The organism is Vibrio sp. Y10_XG_PY6, assembly GCF_024181795.1.
GTDB classification, from domain to species: Bacteria; Pseudomonadota; Gammaproteobacteria; order Enterobacterales; family Vibrionaceae; genus Vibrio; species Vibrio diabolicus.
On sequence record NZ_JAMZAQ010000002.1, the window covers coordinates 278,777 to 296,470 of the forward strand.

Below are 17,694 nucleotides of genomic sequence, written 5' to 3' on the forward strand. Positions count from 1 at the left end.
TCAAGGAAATAACAATGAAAACAAAGTCAGTATGTCTTACTTTTTTAGCACTTAGCCTCTCAGCTGGTGCGATTGCGAAACCGCTTGTAATTGCACACCGTGGCGCATCGGGTTACTTGCCTGAGCACACGCTAGAAGCCAAAGCGCTTGCTTACGCAATGAAACCTGACTACATAGAGCAAGATGTGGTAATGACGAAAGACGACCAGTTGGTCGTGTTGCATGACCATTATCTAGATCGTGTAACGGATGTTGCGGAGCGTTTTCCTGATCGCGCACGCAAAGACGGTCGCTACTACGCGATTGATTTCACACTGGCGGAAATCAAATCGCTGCGAGTAACTGAAGGCTTTAATATCGATGATAAAGGTAATAAGGTCGCTGGTTATCCGACACGATTCCCAATGTGGAAATCGGATTTTACCGTGCCGACGTTTGCTGAAGAGATTGAGCTGATCCAAGGACTTAACAAGACGTTGGGTTACGACATCGGTATTTACCCAGAAATTAAAGCGCCTTGGTTCCATCGTCATGAAGGTAAGGACATTTCTAAAGCGGTGCTTAAAGTCTTGAAGCAGTACGGTTACGACTCGCAAGACGACAAAGTTTACCTGCAGTGTTTTGATGCGAACGAACTGCAACGCATTAACAGTGAGTTGATGCCCGCAATGGACATGGATTTAAAGCTCGTTCAGCTCATGGCTTACACCGATTGGAACGAAACTATGGTGTACAAAGGCGATACAGCAACGCCATACAGCTATGATTGGATGTTCGAAGCCGACGGCATGAAGAAAGTGGCGAGTTACGCCGAAGGTATTGGACCTTGGAAGCCGATGCTGGTGGATGATAAGTCAACCAAAGACAATATCATCATCAAGCCGTTGATGAAGGCTGCAAAAGACGCTGGCTTGCAAGTGCATCCATACACGTTCCGTGCCGATCCAGGACGCATTCCAGCGTACACGGACAGTTTTGAAGGCATGATGGATGTGTACTACAACCAAGTGAAGGTGGATGGTTTGTTTACTGACTTCCCAGATAAAGCGGTCAGCTTTTTAAATCAGTAATCACGCATTTTGCTGTAAGCTAAAAAATCCCCCAACAGTTTCCTGCTGGGGGATTTTTCTTAACTATTTATTAGTTGTTTTTATGCAATTCGCTGTTCAGTTCAACCGCGCTCTTGTTTGCAAGACACTCGATTTGACCTGTTACAGAGTTACGACGGAACAGTAGGTCAGAAACACCAGCAAGGTCACGTGCTTTCACCACTTCGACTTCTTGACCTGCAGAATCTAGCATGCGCACTTTAGAACCAGCAGTTACGTACAAACCTGATTCGATAGTACAACGGTCACCCATTGGGAAACCAAGACCTGCGTTCGCGCCTAGTAGTGAATTTTCACCAATAGAAACCACCACTTTACCGCCGCCAGATAGTGTACCCATGATGGATGCACCGCCACCGATGTCTGAACCGTTACCAACAACCACACCCGCAGAGATACGGCCTTCAACCATGCTCACGCCAGTAGTTCCCGCGTTGAAGTTGATGAAGCCTTCGTGCATAACAGTTGTGCCTTCGCCAACGTGTGCGCCAAGACGTACGCGAGAAGTATCTGCGATACGAACGCCAGTTGGAACCACGTAGTCCACCATTTTAGGGAACTTGTCTACGCAATCTACGCTTAGCGTACGGCCAGCTAGGCGAGCTTCGATTTGACGCTCAGCCAGCTCAGGTAGGTCGATTGGACCTTCGTTAGTCCATGCGATGTTGTGTAGTAGACCGAAGATGCCATCCAGTACGGTACCGTGTGGCTTGACTAGACGGTTGGAGATAAGTTGAAGTTTTAGGAAGCCTTCAGCAACAGATTGTGGTTGTTCATCCGTAGCTAGGATAACCAGTACAAGCGGCTGTGCTGATTCTGCTGCTTTGGTTGCGAAAGATGCGTTTGCTGCATCGCCGTTTGCTTCGAAAGCCGCCGCAAGTTCTGCGCTTTGTGCTGCAGAGATCTCGATAGCTTGGTTGCCTTGTTCGTAACCTGTTACTGCTGCTAGTGCGTTAACAAGCTCTTCATTTGGGTTAAGAACTGGGTTTGGAAAAAACGCTTCAATGATTTTGCCATCGCGGTTTTTAGTCGCTGTACCAAAGGCTAGAGAAAAGAAAGCCATAGTTGATCTCCATGTGTTGAGTCTTGTGTCTCGTCTGTTCACTGACAAGAAATAATTAAGTTGTCAGCCATCATAATGAGAGTGCTAGGGAGTTTAAAGAGGGGAAATAGATAAAGTCTGTAGATGGATACCTTTTGTCTTCTGGGAGATATGTCTGTCTGATGAGAAATGTGGTTGTGAGGTGGTCAATTAGCAGGTGTTTGTTGAAATTAAAGAAGGCGATTTGTCGTATCTGTGCTCGAAAGAAAGGGCGATCTTTCCATGATGATGTGTGCCTTCAGATATAAAAAACGCCACATGATGCGGCGTTTCTTTAACAAATGAGAGGCTTATGCAGCGTCTTCTTGCTTGTCTTCTTCTACAGATTCAAGCTTTTTTGCTTTCTTTGGTGCCGGTTTGCGTTTTGCACCCAGTGCGTAAAGCACTTCTTCTTTGTTTTGAGCGAGGTACATCGCAAGATCTTCTTGCTTACCTTCGTCTTCTAGAAGTTCACTTTTACCTAGCAGCGTGAATAGTTCGTCTGCCATGTCTAGCATTTTATCGTATGCGTCAGCTTCCGCTTTAGAGGTAAAAGTCATTTTCTCTTCTCCATTGCGTTCTACCACGTACTTGACGATTACAGCCATGGTTGGTCCCCTAACTTGGTGTATTGATACTGGCTTTTTATACAGTTTTTGACCAGTTAAGTCTAGCGACAAGCCTAAGAATGAGAGACACGTACAACTAACTGACCAGCATTTAAACTATCTCCGTTTCACTTGGAGGGCGTATTCTCTAGATAAAGGTTATTTGGTCGTTCCCAATCTTGGCAAAATTCGATAAACGTTCTGAGTAGTGGGCTTTGGTATTTCTCTTTGTGAACCAGTAGCCAGAAGCGACGTTTCATATCTAAAGGCATGTCGAGCAGTTGCACGCGACCGTCACGAATAGCAGGTTCTGCAGACAAACGTGACAAGCAACCTAAGCCTAGCCCAGCAGATACTGAGTTGATCAACGCTTCGGTGGTATTGAGCTGAAAAGCTTCATGCCAATGTTCCAAGCGCGGCGCGACAACGCGCATAAAAAATTCGCGTGAACCAGACCCCGCCTCTCGCAATATCCATTCGCTGTTTTCTAGCTCGGTTAAATTTACTGGCCCTTCGTGCGCGGCTGGGTAATCTGGCGCGCAAATCACGCACATTTCATCTTCGCTAAACTGGGTGGACTGCAATTCAGGGTGAAGTGTTTTGCCTTCAATTAGGGCGATGTCTAACTCGTAATCGGTCAGCATGTCGCATATTTGTGCAGAGTTAGAAATAAACAGGCTTTGAGAACGATGGTTCGTTTGCTGACGAAATTCGCTAAGCAAATAGGGCGCGACTTGGTTGCCAATGGTGTCACTGGCACCAATGCGAAGTTGGCCCGACAGCGCTTGATCACCATCGAAAATGCTCTCGATGTCCTTGGCTCGGTTGAGTAATTCATCCGCCAGTGGCAGCAGTTTTTGACCTTCTTGGTTCAAAATTAGTCGGTTATTAACACGATCAAACAAATGATGGCCGATCTGTTTTTCTAATTCTGAGAGTGCCATGCTCACTGCGGCTTTCGATAAAAAGAGACTATCAGAAGCTGCTGTGAGCGTTTTGTGCTGCGTGATCGTCGTAAACACTTTCAGTTGTTTAAGAGAAATGTGACTTGCCATACCCCACCGTTAAGTAATTCTGAACGTTTGTTTTAAATAATTAGATATATCGGAACGAAGTGCAAGCGTATTATACGCTCCATCAAGAGTGAGTCTGGTTGAGGTCATCATGATTCAAAGAACAAAAGCAAAAGTAATGGGAGCACCAACTCCGATGGCGGGTTTGGCTCTTGGTATTGCAAGCTTAGGCTGGAGTTGGGAAAACTTTGCCGAATTACATGGCTACGGAAAGTGGATTAGTGCGGGTATTGCGAGCGTATTGTTGGTTATATTGGCAACCAAGTTTTTGCTACATAACCATCTATTGAGACAAGATCTTGCTCATCCGGTTGTGGGTAGCGTGGTTCCGACATTTGCGATGGGCACTATGGTGGTATCGAACTCTCTCGGCCATTTTTACCCATTGGCTGGTGATGTGCTTTGGCTGATTGCGGTGGTTCTGCACATCGTGTTCTTGGTGAGCTTTGTTTACCATCGCGCCAAAGATTTTGAATTGCACCACATGGTTCCAAGTTGGTTTGTGCCGCCAGTGGGTATCATCGTTGCGGATGTGTCTTTCTCTGGCAACCCGATGTTAGCGCCAGTGGCACAAGGTGCATTGATGTTTGGTATGGTGGCGTACGCGATCATGTTGCCGATGATGATTTACCGTTTCATGTTTACCCATGAAATTCCGGATGCAGCGAAACCAACAATGGCAATCATGGCAGCGCCAGCAAGTCTATCATTGGCAGGGTACTTAACGGTCACTGCGACACCATCACCAGTGATCATCGCTATGCTATTTGGTATCGCGGTATTGATGACGGCCATCATTTACCTCGCATTCTTTAAATTGCTTAGACTGCCATTTAGCCCAGGCTATGCGGCGTTCACTTTCCCGATGGTGATCGGTGCGACGGCGCTGTTTAAAATGGCGAATTGGATGGAGTTGCAAGGATTGGCTGCGCACTATGTTCAACAAGTGCGAGGCTTAGCTGGTCTTGAGTTGATTGTGGCAACATTTGTTGTCTCTTATGTGGCTTTACAATACATCAACAACTTATTGATTCAGCCACGCTTGATGCACGCTCATCACGCTTAAATAGCAGATAGGGAAAAGCCTCTTGGTCTTACAGCCAAGAGGCTTTTTTTATTTCAATCGGCGTCGATGTTGGACACTAGCCTTTTTTGTAAAATCGCGACATCTCATCCAGAGAATGACGAATGATATCGACAGGAACTTTCTGTTCTTTCTCGACTTTTAACTGGCGATTCAGTTGCTGAGAGTGCCCGCCAGGATTGACCACAAGCATCAGTTCTTTGCCGACCAATGCATAGTTGTAGTAGCTGCCAGCAATATACCAATCGCGAGGGGCAGAGCTATCAAACAAGTTATGACCAACGCTGTATGAACTCGTTGTGCCTTGAACGTCAAACAGCGTATTCATCATGGTTGGCACGACGTCAAAATGGGTCGTGCGGTAATCAATTTGCTCTGGTTGACGATTTGGCATGTACACGTAAAGAGGCACATGTACTTGAACGTCACTGTAGTTACCCGTGTGGCCCCAATAGTTCATCTTATGGTCGTTAAACTCTTCACCATGATCTGATGAAATCACCACAATGGTGTTGTCTAAGTCGACGTTTTTCAGCACATCACCAATCAAGCTATCGATGTAGTACAACGAGTTCTTGTATCGATTGTGGTAAAGCGAAGCGTCAAAATCGTTGTTGAGCAAAATGTGGTCAACGCGTTCCCAGTATGGTTTGAATTTCGCAAATTCAGGTTCGGGAAATACTGTGCCGTGGGCGGCATCGTAGAACAGAAACCCAAAGTACGGTTTGTCGCTGTCCTGCTTTTGGAACTCGATGAACTTGTCTGTGATCTGCTGATCGCGCTCGACTGCTGTTTCCCCTGTTTGTTTCAAGGTCAAGTCCGACACTTTTTTGAATACCGTGCGAGAAAGTGGCGGGCTGGTGAGCGGTGCTGAGCCAAAAATGCCCATGCGGTAGCCTTCTGCTTGCAGCGTATCCATAAAAACAGGAGAGCGTTGGCTTGCGTAAAAGCTTTCCCAGTAGGTCGCTGGCAAGCTGTAAAACAGGCTGAAAATACCCGCTTGAGTTGAGTTGCCGCCGCTCATATGTTGTGTGAAATTCACTGTCTTTTCGGCGAACTTGCTGACATTTGGCATGACTTCCGGCGTCGCATCACTGTAGCGCCACGCGTCAACCAAGATAAACAAAACATTGGGCTGTTTCTCTTTGCTTTGCACTTGAATCGGCGCAAGCGGGTAGTTGAGTGAGCTCCGTTCAATGTTGGTTAACTCTACGCGGTTCTTCGATGCAATGTTCTCATCCACTAGGTCGTGTTTGTAAATAAATTTACGAGCCGTCAGCGGGTAGTAAAGTGGCCAGTTATTCGAAAACTGACTGACTTCATCGTCGTAAAGCGCGTTTTTGTACGCATGAATCATCTGTGTGCTGAGCAATACAGCAAACCAGACGCTGATCAAAACGAACTTAGCTCGGCTTTGTGCCAGTTTATTACTTACCCAAACGGTACAGGCGAGCCCGATCACCAGAACGGCAACTTCACTGATGAAGATTAGCCAACTCATCCAAGAAATATCGAAGACATCACCGCCACCTTCGAAAAACATACGGATTAATAGGGCGTTGATGTGAAGTTTGTATTGCTGAAAAACGAGGATATCGACTTTAAACATGATCAATAGACAGATCGCGATAGCGATCACGATACCTTTGAATGCTCGAGTCGGTAGAAAAGAGAGCAATAAACTCAACAACATAAATGGAAGAGCGATCAAGCCCAGCCAGCCATATTGAGTCGAAACTAAATAGTAACCTTGCAACAAGGTTAGCGGTTCATTCTGATTGTTAGACAACACAAAAGGATAACAAGCGATCGACAGATACACTGCAAAGCAAGCAAAAAAAGCAATCAGCCAAGCGCTGTTGGAAGACAGTTTGCGAAACATACTTTTTGTTTGTTTATAAATTATGGGTAGAGGGAGTATAAAACAGTGTTTTTTATTATGGAATAGTTGCGACGAATGTCACATTTTGTATGGAAGTGTCATACTTGATTGACATGTGAAAATTCAGAAGATTCATACTCTATTTGAGTGATATATAACCTTTTGTTTTTTCCGAACGCGAGATCACTGCGGGTTTAAATCGGGCTGTGCTAAGCTAGCTAACAGTTTCAATCGGCGCTCGGTATTCCCAATTTGTTTACTGTTTATCACTCCAACCAAGTTGACGTTCTTAAATCACTCCTTGTCGAACTGATTCGAATCAGTCCGCTGGAAAACCCGTTCGAAAAAGAACAAATTCTGGTTCAAAGTCCGGGCATGTCCCAGTGGCTAAAAATGGAATTGGCCAAAGAGTTTGGTGTTGCCGCGAACATTGACTTTCCGCTCCCTGCAACCTTCATTTGGGAAATGTTTACGCAGGTGTTGCCAGACGTGCCAAAACGCAGTGCGTTTAACAAAGAAGCGATGACGTGGAAGTTGATGCATCTGCTGCCGGGGCTTCTCAACCAAGACGTGTTTTCGCCGTTAGCGCAGTACCTCAAAGATGACAGTGATCACTCTAAGCTGTATCAGCTGGCTGAGAAAATTGCCGATATTTTCGATGGTTACTTGGTGTATCGTCCGGAGTGGATCGCAAGTTGGGAAGCTGGGCATAGTGTGCCAGAGCTGGAAGATGAGCATCCGTGGCAGCCGATCTTATGGCAAGCGTTGTATGATCACACTGTGTCATTAGGACAGTCTCCATATCACCGTGCCAACCTTTATGAGCACTTTATCGACACGTTAGAGAGTTTTAACGGCAATTTTGACCATTTACCCAAGCGTTTGTTTGTTTTTGGCATTTCTTCGTTGCCGCCTCGCTATATGGATGCGCTAAAAGCAATTGGTGAACACATCGACGTGCATCTGATGTTCACCAACCCGTGTCGTTATTACTGGGGTGAAGTTCGAGATCGCAAATATCTGGCTCGTTTGGCGGCGAAACATCGTCAGCACGTTGTGTGGCATGACGATCACTCGGAAGTGCAAGGTGAAACTGAGCAACTGAAAGGATCACTGGAAGATAATGTGATCGATGAGCTGCACACCGATGTGGTCGGAAACAGTCTGTTGGCGTCCATGGGTAAACTCGGGCGTGACAATATGTATCTGTTGTCTCAGCTGGAGTCTCATGAAATTGAAGCGTTTGTTGATGTTGAGCGCGACAGTCTGCTCCATCAATTGCAAGCGGATATTCTCAATCTTGAAGAACATCAAGATGACCAACAGATTGAAAACAGTCATCACAAACAAGTGGTTCGCTTGGGTGATAAATCACTGAGCCTACACGCTTGCCACAGCCCGATGCGTGAAGTGGAAGTGCTGCATGATCAACTATTGGCGATGTTCGATGCTGACCCAACGTTAAAACCGCGCGATATTATCGTGATGGTCGCGGACATCAACGCTTACAGCCCTGCGATTCAGGCGGTCTTTGGTAACGCACCGGGTGAGCGTTTTATTCCCTATTCGATTTCTGACCGAACCGCCGATCAAGAGAGCCCAATTCTGGCCGCATTTATGCAGTTTGTGAACTTACCCAATACGCGCTGTTTGGCATCAGAACTACTCGAACTTCTGGAAACTCCGGCGATATTAAAGCGTTTTGAACTCAGCGAAGATGATTTCTTACAAGCCAAACAATGGGTTGAAGAATCGGGAATTCGCTGGGGGTTGGATGCCAATACCGGACGCGAATTTGAACTGCCGGAAACCCGTCAAAACACATGGCAATTTGGTATTCAACGCATGTTGCTTGGCTACGCGATGCCAGAATCCGCAGGTTTGTTTGAAACCGAGCAAGGCAGTTTGTCTCCGTACAACGAAGTGCAAGGCATGGGCGCAGAGCTTGCGGGCAAGTTGGCACACTTTATCCAACAAATTAGCACTTATCGCAGCAAACTTTCTCATGTTCAGACTATTGATGGTTGGCGAGAGACTTTAGTTTTACTGCTGGATGACTTCTTCTCAGTTGAGTTAGAAGGCGAAATGGCGCTCAAATCCATTCGCGATACGCTCAGCCAACTCAAAGAGCAATTAGCTGATGCCGCATTTGATGATGCGTTATCGCCGTCGATCATCAGCCAATACCTTCAAAACAAATTATCTGGCACACGAGTCAGCCAGCGCTTCCTGGCTGGTCAAGTGAACTTTTGTACTCTGATGCCGATGCGCTCTATTCCGTTTAGAACCGTTTGTCTACTCGGGATGAATGACGGCGTGTACCCACGCTCCATGCCGCCGGAAGGCTTTGACTTGATGACCGGAAGAACCAAACCGGGCGACCGTTCGCGCCGAGATGATGACCGTTACCTATTCCTCGAAGCGATGTTGTCTGCACAGCAAACGCTCTACATCAGTTATGTTGGCCGTTCAATCCAAGACAACACCGAGCGAGTGCCTTCGGTTCTGGTTTCTGAGCTGATGGAATACTGCCACCAAAACTATTGTTTAAGTGGTGATGAATCGTTGCCCGTTGATGAGTCTGGCGACAACTTATTAAATGCGTTGGTGAATACCCACGCCATGGTGCCGTTTAGCCCAAGTGCGTTCCAAGGCACGCACGCCAGCTACGCGAAAGAGTGGATTCCAGCGGCATTAACTCAAAGTAGTCAATCGCAAGGCTATGTTCGTCGTGATTTTAATCGGGCATTAGACGACTATCTGTTAGGAGCGACGTTCCCACTTGAGCTCGACTTAGTCGAGTTGCAACGTTTCTGGCGCTTACCTGTGCAGTATTTTTTCAATCGTCGTTTAAAAGTAATCTTTGAACCGCCACTGCCGGTGATGGAAGACGACGAACCCTTTGTTTTAGGTGGTTTGGAAAGCTATCAAATGCGTGATGAGCTGTTAGAAACCTTGCTTGAAACGACATTGATGCAGCCAGAGAAAAAAACAGAGGTGCTTAAACACTTTATGAGTCAACAGCGCGCGCAAGGCAAACTGCCGGTGGGAGCGTTTGGTGATATCGAATTTGAAACCAACCGAGTTCAGGCGGAAGAGCTGGTGGATAAACTGGCGTTTTTATCTGGTGCGCCTCAAGACGATCTGGAAATCGACCTGACGTTTGATGCCTTGTTTGAGCGAAATGAAGGCGAAGAGAAAAACGTTCGCCTAACAGGTTGGCTAACCCAGTGTTACCAATCTGGGTTGATTCGCTATCGAAGCGGTAAGATTCGATCGCAGGATTACCTTGCAGCGTGGATCGATCACCTTGCCATGTCGGCGTCGGGTCATGCTAAGAAAACCCACATCATTGGTTACGATCGTAAAGAAGGTGCGCTGCATTTAATCTACCCAGAAATTGCCGATGCGCAGTATGCCAAACAGCTACTGACTGAATTAGTTCGCTTATTCTTCGAAGGCATGACTAAGCCTTTGCCTTATTTCCCGAAAACGGCGTTGGCTTGTGTTGAAGCGGGCTTTAGCCGCGGTCAGTGGGTCGATGACGAAGAGAAATCTTTGAAGAAAATGGCTGACGCATTCAATGATGGCTTCATGAGCCCGGGCGAAGGCAATAATGCGTACATCTCTCGAATTTGGCCAGCTTGGAATGATGAGTTGGCCTCAGAAGTTCGTTTGCTGACAGCATTAGTTTTGCAAGGTGCGCGCTTAGCGATTCAAGACGCTGATGACGTAAAAGCGTAATAAAGACAGTTGGATAAAGAGAAGGAAGAGTAGGGTGGCCGCCAGAAAATCATTATTTTTTGTAGGGCGTTCGCTGTACGGCCACAAGGTCAGAGGGACCATGATACTTTTGTTTAATTCATTTGAGTTGTGCCGCCAAAAAGGTTTGGCTTATCTCGTGGGGCGCATACTAACGGTACGTCTTATGGATAACCGTGAGAAAGATCTCACAAAGCTCTAAATTATCCAACTTGTTAAACATATTAATAGAATTTTTAACTATAGATCACATTTATTAGGTGATACGCCCTAGTAAATAATCCGGAGAGATTCAGCGTTATGGATCAAATGTCAGGTGCAGAGTGTCCTCTACATACGTTAGACCGCACAGAGCAACCTCAACCAACGCCACTAGAACCGATGACGTTTCCTCTGCATGGCACGAGGTTAATCGAGGCATCAGCAGGTACAGGTAAAACCTTCACTATTGCAGGTTTATATCTGCGCCTTTTGCTTGGTCACGGCTGCGCGGAAACTCGACATCGCGTACCGCTTACGGTCGACCAAATTCTGGTCGTAACCTTTACCGAAGCGGCAACTGCGGAATTGCGCGATCGTATCAGGGCAAGAATCCATGATGCGCGAATCGCTTTTGCGCGTGGACAGAGTTCCGATCCGGTGATCCAACCTTTGCTTAATGAGTTTGATGATCACAAGCAAGCCGCAGAAATTTTATTGCAGGCAGAGCGTCAGATGGACGAGGCGGCGGTCTACACGATTCACGGTTTTTGCCAACGTATGCTAACGCAAAATGCGTTTGAATCTGGCAGCCGATTTAATAACGAGTTTGTGACCGATGAAAGTCACCTAAAAGCGCAAGTTGTAGCCGATTACTGGCGCCGCAATTTCTACCCGTTGCCATTTACCTTGGCTGGGGAAATTCGCCAGCTATGGAGCTCTCCATCTGCGTTGTTGTCTGACATCAGCAATTACTTAACTGGTGCACCGTTAAGCCTTTCCGTTCCTGCAATGAAAGGCAGTTTGGCTGATCTTCATACTGAAAATTTGAAAAAAATTGATGAATTAAAAGCACAGTGGCGAGAAAGCCAAGATGACTTCTTCACGCTGATTTCAGATTCAGATATTAACAAACGCAGCTACACCAAAAAGTCTCTGCCGACGTGGTTGGAGGCGGTAAACGCTTGGGCAGCAACGGAAACCACAGGTTACGATTATCCAGACAAGCTGGAGAAATTCGCGCAAAACGTCTTGTTGGAAAAAACACCGAAAGGCAGTGCGCCGCAGCATGCGGTATTTGAAACCATTGAAACATTTCTTGCCAATCCAATCAGCTTAAAAGCGCCACTGCTTGCTCATGCGATTGAGCATTGTCGTGCAATGCTGGCCAACGCGAAAAATCAAAAACAGTGGCTCTCTTTCGATGATTTGCTGACGCAACTTTCTGCTTCTATCGATACGGACGAAAGCGAGCTTTTAGCGGCGCGTATTCGTACTTTGTATCCCGTCGCAATGATTGACGAGTTCCAAGATACCGACCCGCTTCAATACAGTATTTTCAGTCGTATTTATCTGAACAACCCGGAATGTGGTTTGTTTATGATCGGTGACCCCAAGCAGGCGATTTATGGCTTTCGTGGCGCAGACATTTTCACTTATATCAAAGCGCGTAACCAAGTAAGTGCCCACTATACGTTAGGAACCAACTGGCGTTCTAGCGCCGATATGGTGCAGGCGGTAAACCAAGTATTTGCTTTGCCAGACAGTCCATTTATCTATGATTCAGATATTCCGTTCTTACCCGTTAAGTACAGTCCCAATGCCGAAAAACGCATTTGGACTATGGGTGGCCAAAAGCAACCGGCGCTGACTTATTGGTTGCAAGAAGCGGACGATAAACCGCTACCAAAAGGCGAGTATTTGACTCGAATGGCAGAGGCGACCGCAAGCCAAATCCAAACTATTTTGACGCAGGCTCAACAGGGGCAAGCGTGTCTGGTGAATGGCGAAAAACAGAAAGCGGTTCAAGCGGGCGATATCGCGGTATTGGTTCGAACAGGTAGCGAAGGTCGAATGATCAAACAAGCGTTGGCTGATCAAGGCATTGCCAGCGTGTACCTGTCTAACCGAGACAGTGTGTTTACCAGTTCGGTGGCGCAGGATTTACAGCGCCTGCTGCAAGCGGTGCTGACTCCAGAAAATGACCGTGCGCTGCGTGCAAGTCTTGCTTCTGAGCTGTTTGCCCTTGATGCAGCAAGTTTGGATGCGCTTAATAACGATGAAGTGGTGTGGGAAAACGCCGTTAACGAATTCAAAGAATATCGCAAACTTTGGGTTCAGCGTGGTGTGCTGCCGATGTTGCGCGCGGTGATCAGCAAACGCCATATTGCCGAGCGATTACTAGAAGAAGGCGCGAGTTCACAGGGTGAGAATGGTGAGCGAGTACTTACCGATTTAATGCACATCGGTGAACTGCTTCAACAAGCCAGTAATGAACTGGATAGCGACCACGGTCTGCTGCGTTGGCTCGCTCAGTCTATCAGTGATGCGGAAAACGGTTTGGGTGGCAGTGATGACCAAATCCAACGTTTAGAATCGGAACGTAACTTAGTGCAGATCGTAACTATTCACAAATCAAAAGGCTTGGAGTATGACCTCGTATTTCTGCCGTTTGTGTTCAGCTATCGAGAAGCCAGCGAAGCCAAATATTACGATGCAGCCAGTGACCGCACGGTACTGGATATCACTGGCAACGATGCGTCCATGAAGCAAGCGGATAAAGAGCGTTTGGCGGAAGACTTACGCTTGATATACGTGGCACTAACGCGTGCTGTGTATGCGTGTTTTATTGGAGCCTCGCCTTTGCGAAATGGTCGTTCGACCAAAGAGCCAACTGGCGTACACCGCAGTGCGATTGGCTATTTGATTCAGAATGGTCAAGAAGGTGGCATTAACGATTTGCACCAAGGTTTAACACAGCAACAAGACGAGCTTGATTGTGTCGTTGTGGCCGATCCGCCGCAGCAACTCGAAGAGAAGTACGTAGCGCCACAAGAAGAAATACACGATCTTAGCGCGAAAGAGCTGCAAAACCCTATCGACAGAAACTGGCGCATCACCAGTTATTCTGGCTTGGTCAAGCAAGGCTCTCATCACGCCGAGCATGATGCCACGATTGAGATTACGGGTTTTGATATCGACTCATCTGAAGAGCAAGACGAAGCGGATTTGGTGGAGCCAGAGCGTTCTATTTTTACCTTCCCTCGTGGTGCGCGTCCGGGTACGTTCCTGCACAGCTTGTTTGAGGAAATTGAATTTACTCAGCCAGCCACGACGGCAGAGAATACACAAATCATCCTTGGCTTGATGGAAAGCGAACAGTTCGATGAAGAGTGGTTGCCCATTTTACAGCAATTGATTGATACCGTACTCGCAACGCCGTTGGATGGTAAGTCTTTGCTGCTGAATCAAAAAGCACCGTCGCAACGTTTGGTGGAGATGGAATTTTTGCTGCCGATTGAAGTGTTGTCTGCACCGGCGTTAAACCGAGTCATTCAACGTCACGATCCGTTGTCGGCGAAAGCGGGGGATTTAGGTTTCCAAACCGTGCAAGGCATGCTCAAAGGTTTTATCGACTTGGTGTTTGAACATCAAGGTAAATACTACGTGCTTGACTGGAAATCGAATCATCTTGGCGACGATGTGACGCACTACCATGGTGAGGCTCTGAAATCGGCCATGGCGGATCACCGCTACGATTTGCAGTATCAGATTTATGCGTTAGCACTGCATCGTTTCCTACGCAGCCGATTGGCGAATTATCAATATGAGCAGCACTTCGGTGGTGTGTATTACTTGTTCTTACGCGGCATGGATGGGCAGAGCGACCACGGCATTTTTGCCGCGAAACCAACCTTAGACTTCTTACAAGAGATGGATCGTTTGATTGATGGTCAAGCACTTGAAACGCGCTCAACTCAAGCCGGGCAGATGGAGCTACTTTAATGACGACAAATCACAATCTTCATTCTGGCCAAGATAGTCTATTGGTAGTGCTGGAACGCTTGGCGAACAAAGGTGCTATTCGTCAGCTCGACTACCAATTCGCCTGTTTTATTCATTCTCAAACGCATGATGAATCGTCGGACAGCCAAGCACTGGCGTTTATCGCTGGTGTTGTCAGTAGTGAGCTTGGCAAAGGACATATCTGTCTGTCTCTGTTCGATGCGCAAGGGCAATCTGCGGATTTAGCCAGTAAGTTAGGGCTGTTTGGTGAGTCGGCATTGGCGCTCAATACACAGTTGCAAGACATAGACTGGATTCAAGTATTACAAAATTCCAGCTTGGTCGGCGCGCAAGGAGAAGCCTTACCGCTGATGTTCGATGGCGAGCGTCTGTATCTGCACCGCTATTGGCATTATGAAGTGACATTGGCGGAAAAGCTCAATCAGTTGGGCGCCGCAGTTAACTTGCAACCACAAGAGTTTGCGCGATTATCCGCGTTGCTCAACCATTTGTTTGCACGCCAATACCATTTTCTGTTTAACGCGTTGGGCAAAGCAGTAGAAGCGGGAAGCAGCAACCAAGTGTTGCGTCAACAATTGGTGTGTGACCACCTTGATGTGGTCGCAAGCGAATCGTTGGATTGGCACGCCATTGATTCCGTGCTTAGCAATGCGCGCAAGGTTCAAGATTTGCAAACACTGGATGAACTCGTACCACTCTCGGCTTGCGTGAACTGGCAAAAAGTCGCGGCGGCAGTTGCGTTAACCCGTCGATTTGCTGTGATTTCTGGTGGCCCAGGTACGGGTAAAACGACGACAGTAACCAAATTACTTGCCGCTTTGATTGAACAGGCGACGCACGAGAAAAATCTAACCATCAAGCTGGTAGCCCCGACGGGGAAAGCGGCGGCGCGATTAACCGAGTCCATTGGTAAAGCGGTGCAAGAGCTGCCAGTTTCTCTGGAGCTAAAAGCCAAAATTCCGACTGAATCAAGCACCTTACATCGGTTGCTGGGCGCGATTCCTAATAGCGCAGAATTTCGTCACAACAAGCAAAATCCACTTCATTTGGATATTTTAGTTATCGACGAAGCGTCGATGGTCGATTTGCCAATGATGTACAAAGTGGTCGATGCCTTACCGAAACATGCGCGGCTGATTTTGCTAGGTGATAAAGACCAACTTGCTTCAGTTGAAGCTGGGGCTGTGTTGGGTGATATCTGTTCGTTCCATGCATTGGGCTATGGCAAAGAGCAGGCATCAGCCATCGCAAAACTGACGGGTTTCGATACTTTAGCGCATACGGGTAACAGTGCATCTAGCATTGCCGATAGTTTATGTATGCTGCAAAAGAGCTACCGATTTGATGCTCGCTCAGGCATTGGTCAGTTGGCAAAAGCGGTTAATTCCGGTTCTGCTGCGAGCGTAGATAACGTCTGGGCGCGTGACTTTTCCGATATCGAACATTTCGCGCTAAGTAGTCAACATTACAACCAAATGATGCAGACGTTGGTGCAGGAATACGGTCGTTACCTCAAACGCATTGGACAACAGGAAACTGATCCTAAAACCGGAGAGCCAGAGTCGCTAACGCACAAAGCCAAAGCGGTGTTAGATACCTTCAACCAATGCCGACTGCTGTGCGCGATCCGTGAAGGTGACTTCGGTGTGGCTGGGCTAAACCAACGCATTGAGAAAGCGCTTGCGGCGCGCAAGTTCATTCAAGTTCAGGATGAAATTTGGTATCACGGCAGACCTGTCATGGTTACGCGTAATGATCATGGTTTAGGTTTGTATAACGGTGATATTGGTATTTGCATGCGAGATGACAGTGAAGAAGAACCGCGTTTGAAAGTCTTTTTCGAGTTACCTGACGGCAGTGTGAAATCGGTCTTGCCAAGCCGAGTACCTGAACATGAAACGGCTTACGCCATGACCATCCATAAATCGCAAGGCAGTGAATTTGATTACACCCTGATGATTTTGCCACCAGACTTTAGCCCGATATTAACTCGTGAGTTGATTTACACAGGCATTACCCGCGCGAAAAAGCGTTTAGCTCTTTACGCCGAACTCAACGTTCTGAAGCGAGGCATTAAGGTGAAAACGGCTCGCGCGAGTGGATTAGTACAGCGGCTTACGAATTAATTTTTACTTGTGATTGTGACATTTTCGAAGATGATTCTTTGTGGCGGGTCTTATATCCGCCATTTCGTTTTCATGAAAAATGGATTGCTATTGAGTAATATTCTTCCTTAAAGGTATATTTCTCCTTTCTCATTCGCATATCAAAGGCAACTGAATATGAGTTTGCTCGACTCGTCCTTTCTAACCTTCTTTATCGCCGGAGGAGTCGCGTTTTTATGGTTCGTTATTATCGGAGCAATTTTTATATTTTTTATACCGCCAAAGGTGAAGCGGTTTGCTTTTAATCCGAAACATTATTCAGAAGTAGAGTTAGCCTTAGTCTCGGGTTTTCACTTTGGTGCTTTAGTACATGGTGTAGGCTTAGTTGCGGCGGTCGCTTTACCAACTTTAGCGAGGAGAAGGGGCTTTGCTGATATTCATCAAGTTTGCTCCGGTCTATTCATCGGAATTTGCCGTATTTATATAAGCGTTTTATTGCTTCTAGCTATGATCACTTTAGGCTCAATGGTGGTTTGGATGTCTATTACTTGAGAGCTGGAATAGAAGGTCGGTGAAGTTTGCAGTTATTAGAAGTTTCTTTTATTACATTTTTTGTTGCAGGTGCTTTGTTAGTTTTTTGGTACCTGATAGTAGGTATTTTGCTTATTGTTATCACGCCGCAAAAAGTAAAGCGCTATGCGTACACTAGTGAGCATTATACAGATATTGAGCTTGCTTTAGTTTCTGGATGTCACTTTGGGGCCTTAATACATGGATTAGCCCTTGTTGCCGCAGTTGCATTTCCTAAGTTGGCCAAAAAAAGAAAGCTAACAGATATTCGTAGAGTTTGCCCAAAGTGGTTCATAAGTATTGGGGTAGTGTACTGGACTATTTTAATCTTTATCGTAGTCACTATTTTTGCATCTTTGTTGGCTATGATTTTGTTTTGAATTGATTACGTACGTAAAAGAAGACCGAGCTTATG

Annotated in this window: 11 protein-coding genes; 7 read left to right on the top strand and 4 right to left on the bottom strand. The window is 46.6% G+C overall.

Annotated elements, in window-relative coordinates:
* Positions 1-14 precede the first annotated feature (14 nt).
* Positions 15-1,070 carry a glycerophosphodiester phosphodiesterase gene (gene glpQ, locus NL644_RS09585; protein WP_068864588.1) on the top strand — a complete coding sequence of 352 codons (1,056 nt, stop codon included), beginning with the start codon at positions 15-17 and terminating at the stop codon, positions 1,068-1,070.
* Between the two features lie 70 nt (positions 1,071-1,140).
* On the opposite strand, the gene dapD is transcribed toward glpQ, so the two are convergent.
* The 3 genes from dapD to NL644_RS09600 form a co-directional block, all read right to left on the bottom strand.
* The gene (gene dapD, locus NL644_RS09590) at positions 1,141-2,172 is read right to left on the bottom strand and encodes a 2,3,4,5-tetrahydropyridine-2,6-dicarboxylate N-succinyltransferase (RefSeq protein ID WP_134647122.1); all 1,032 of its coding nucleotides are present in this window, start codon (positions 2,170-2,172) and stop codon (positions 1,141-1,143) included.
* Positions 2,173-2,501: 329 nt separating this feature from the next.
* On the bottom strand, positions 2,502-2,798 hold the full coding sequence (locus NL644_RS09595; RefSeq protein ID WP_041852896.1) for a YebG family protein: 297 nt from the start codon (positions 2,796-2,798) through the stop codon (positions 2,502-2,504).
* Between the two features lie 128 nt (positions 2,799-2,926).
* A complete protein-coding gene (locus NL644_RS09600; protein ID WP_053302003.1) occupies positions 2,927-3,853 on the bottom strand; it encodes a LysR substrate-binding domain-containing protein in 927 nt (308 codons plus the stop codon).
* A gap of 109 nt (positions 3,854-3,962) precedes the next feature.
* On the opposite strand from NL644_RS09600, the gene NL644_RS09605 reads away from it, so the two are divergent.
* Positions 3,963-4,937 carry a TDT family transporter gene (locus NL644_RS09605; RefSeq protein ID WP_047008907.1) on the top strand — a complete coding sequence of 325 codons (975 nt, stop codon included), beginning with the start codon at positions 3,963-3,965 and terminating at the stop codon, positions 4,935-4,937.
* A 76-nt stretch (positions 4,938-5,013) separates the two neighbouring features.
* Here the strand turns inward: NL644_RS09605 and NL644_RS09610 are convergent, their stop codons facing one another.
* The gene (locus NL644_RS09610; RefSeq protein WP_025795842.1) at positions 5,014-6,837 is read right to left on the bottom strand and encodes a DUF3413 domain-containing protein; all 1,824 of its coding nucleotides are present in this window, start codon (positions 6,835-6,837) and stop codon (positions 5,014-5,016) included.
* A gap of 252 nt (positions 6,838-7,089) precedes the next feature.
* Here NL644_RS09610 and recC point away from each other — a divergent pair, with 252 nt between their 5' ends.
* From recC to NL644_RS09635, 5 genes are all read left to right on the top strand, one after another.
* Complete coding sequence (recC, locus tag NL644_RS09615) at positions 7,090-10,581, top strand: exodeoxyribonuclease V subunit gamma (RefSeq protein WP_253658349.1); 3,492 nt, start codon at positions 7,090-7,092, stop codon at positions 10,579-10,581.
* A 327-nt stretch (positions 10,582-10,908) separates the two neighbouring features.
* The gene (gene recB / locus NL644_RS09620) at positions 10,909-14,583 is read left to right on the top strand and encodes an exodeoxyribonuclease V subunit beta (protein ID WP_253658617.1); all 3,675 of its coding nucleotides are present in this window, start codon (positions 10,909-10,911) and stop codon (positions 14,581-14,583) included.
* A complete protein-coding gene (recD, locus tag NL644_RS09625; protein WP_253658350.1) occupies positions 14,583-16,730 on the top strand; it encodes an exodeoxyribonuclease V subunit alpha in 2,148 nt (715 codons plus the stop codon). Before recB ends, recD begins: the two co-directional genes overlap by 1 nt.
* Before the next feature lie 156 nt (positions 16,731-16,886).
* Positions 16,887-17,261, top strand: a complete 375-nt coding sequence (locus NL644_RS09630) for a hypothetical protein (protein WP_054867163.1) — start codon at positions 16,887-16,889, stop codon at positions 17,259-17,261.
* 26 nt (positions 17,262-17,287) lie between these two features.
* On the top strand, positions 17,288-17,659 hold the full coding sequence (locus NL644_RS09635) for a hypothetical protein (protein ID WP_046874995.1): 372 nt from the start codon (positions 17,288-17,290) through the stop codon (positions 17,657-17,659).
* Positions 17,660-17,694: the final 35 nt, after the last annotated feature.

What these genes read in the sequence shown, in the direction of transcription:
- NL644_RS09600 (WP_053302003.1), bottom strand. Translation starts at nt 3,853, where the DNA reads ATGGCAAGTCACATTTCTCTTAAACAACTGAAAGTGTTTACGACGATC.
- NL644_RS09605 (WP_047008907.1), top strand. Translation starts at nt 3,963, where the DNA reads ATGATTCAAAGAACAAAAGCAAAAGTAATGGGAGCACCAACTCCGATG.
- dapD (WP_134647122.1), bottom strand. Translation starts at nt 2,172, where the DNA reads ATGGCTTTCTTTTCTCTAGCCTTTGGTACAGCGACTAAAAACCGCGAT.
- NL644_RS09610 (WP_025795842.1), bottom strand. Translation starts at nt 6,837, where the DNA reads ATGTTTCGCAAACTGTCTTCCAACAGCGCTTGGCTGATTGCTTTTTTT.
- recD (WP_253658350.1), top strand. Translation starts at nt 14,583, where the DNA reads ATGACGACAAATCACAATCTTCATTCTGGCCAAGATAGTCTATTGGTA.
- glpQ (WP_068864588.1), top strand. Translation starts at nt 15, where the DNA reads ATGAAAACAAAGTCAGTATGTCTTACTTTTTTAGCACTTAGCCTCTCA.
- NL644_RS09630 (WP_054867163.1), top strand. Translation starts at nt 16,887, where the DNA reads ATGAGTTTGCTCGACTCGTCCTTTCTAACCTTCTTTATCGCCGGAGGA.
- recB (WP_253658617.1), top strand. Translation starts at nt 10,909, where the DNA reads ATGTCAGGTGCAGAGTGTCCTCTACATACGTTAGACCGCACAGAGCAA.
- NL644_RS09595 (WP_041852896.1), bottom strand. Translation starts at nt 2,798, where the DNA reads ATGGCTGTAATCGTCAAGTACGTGGTAGAACGCAATGGAGAAGAGAAA.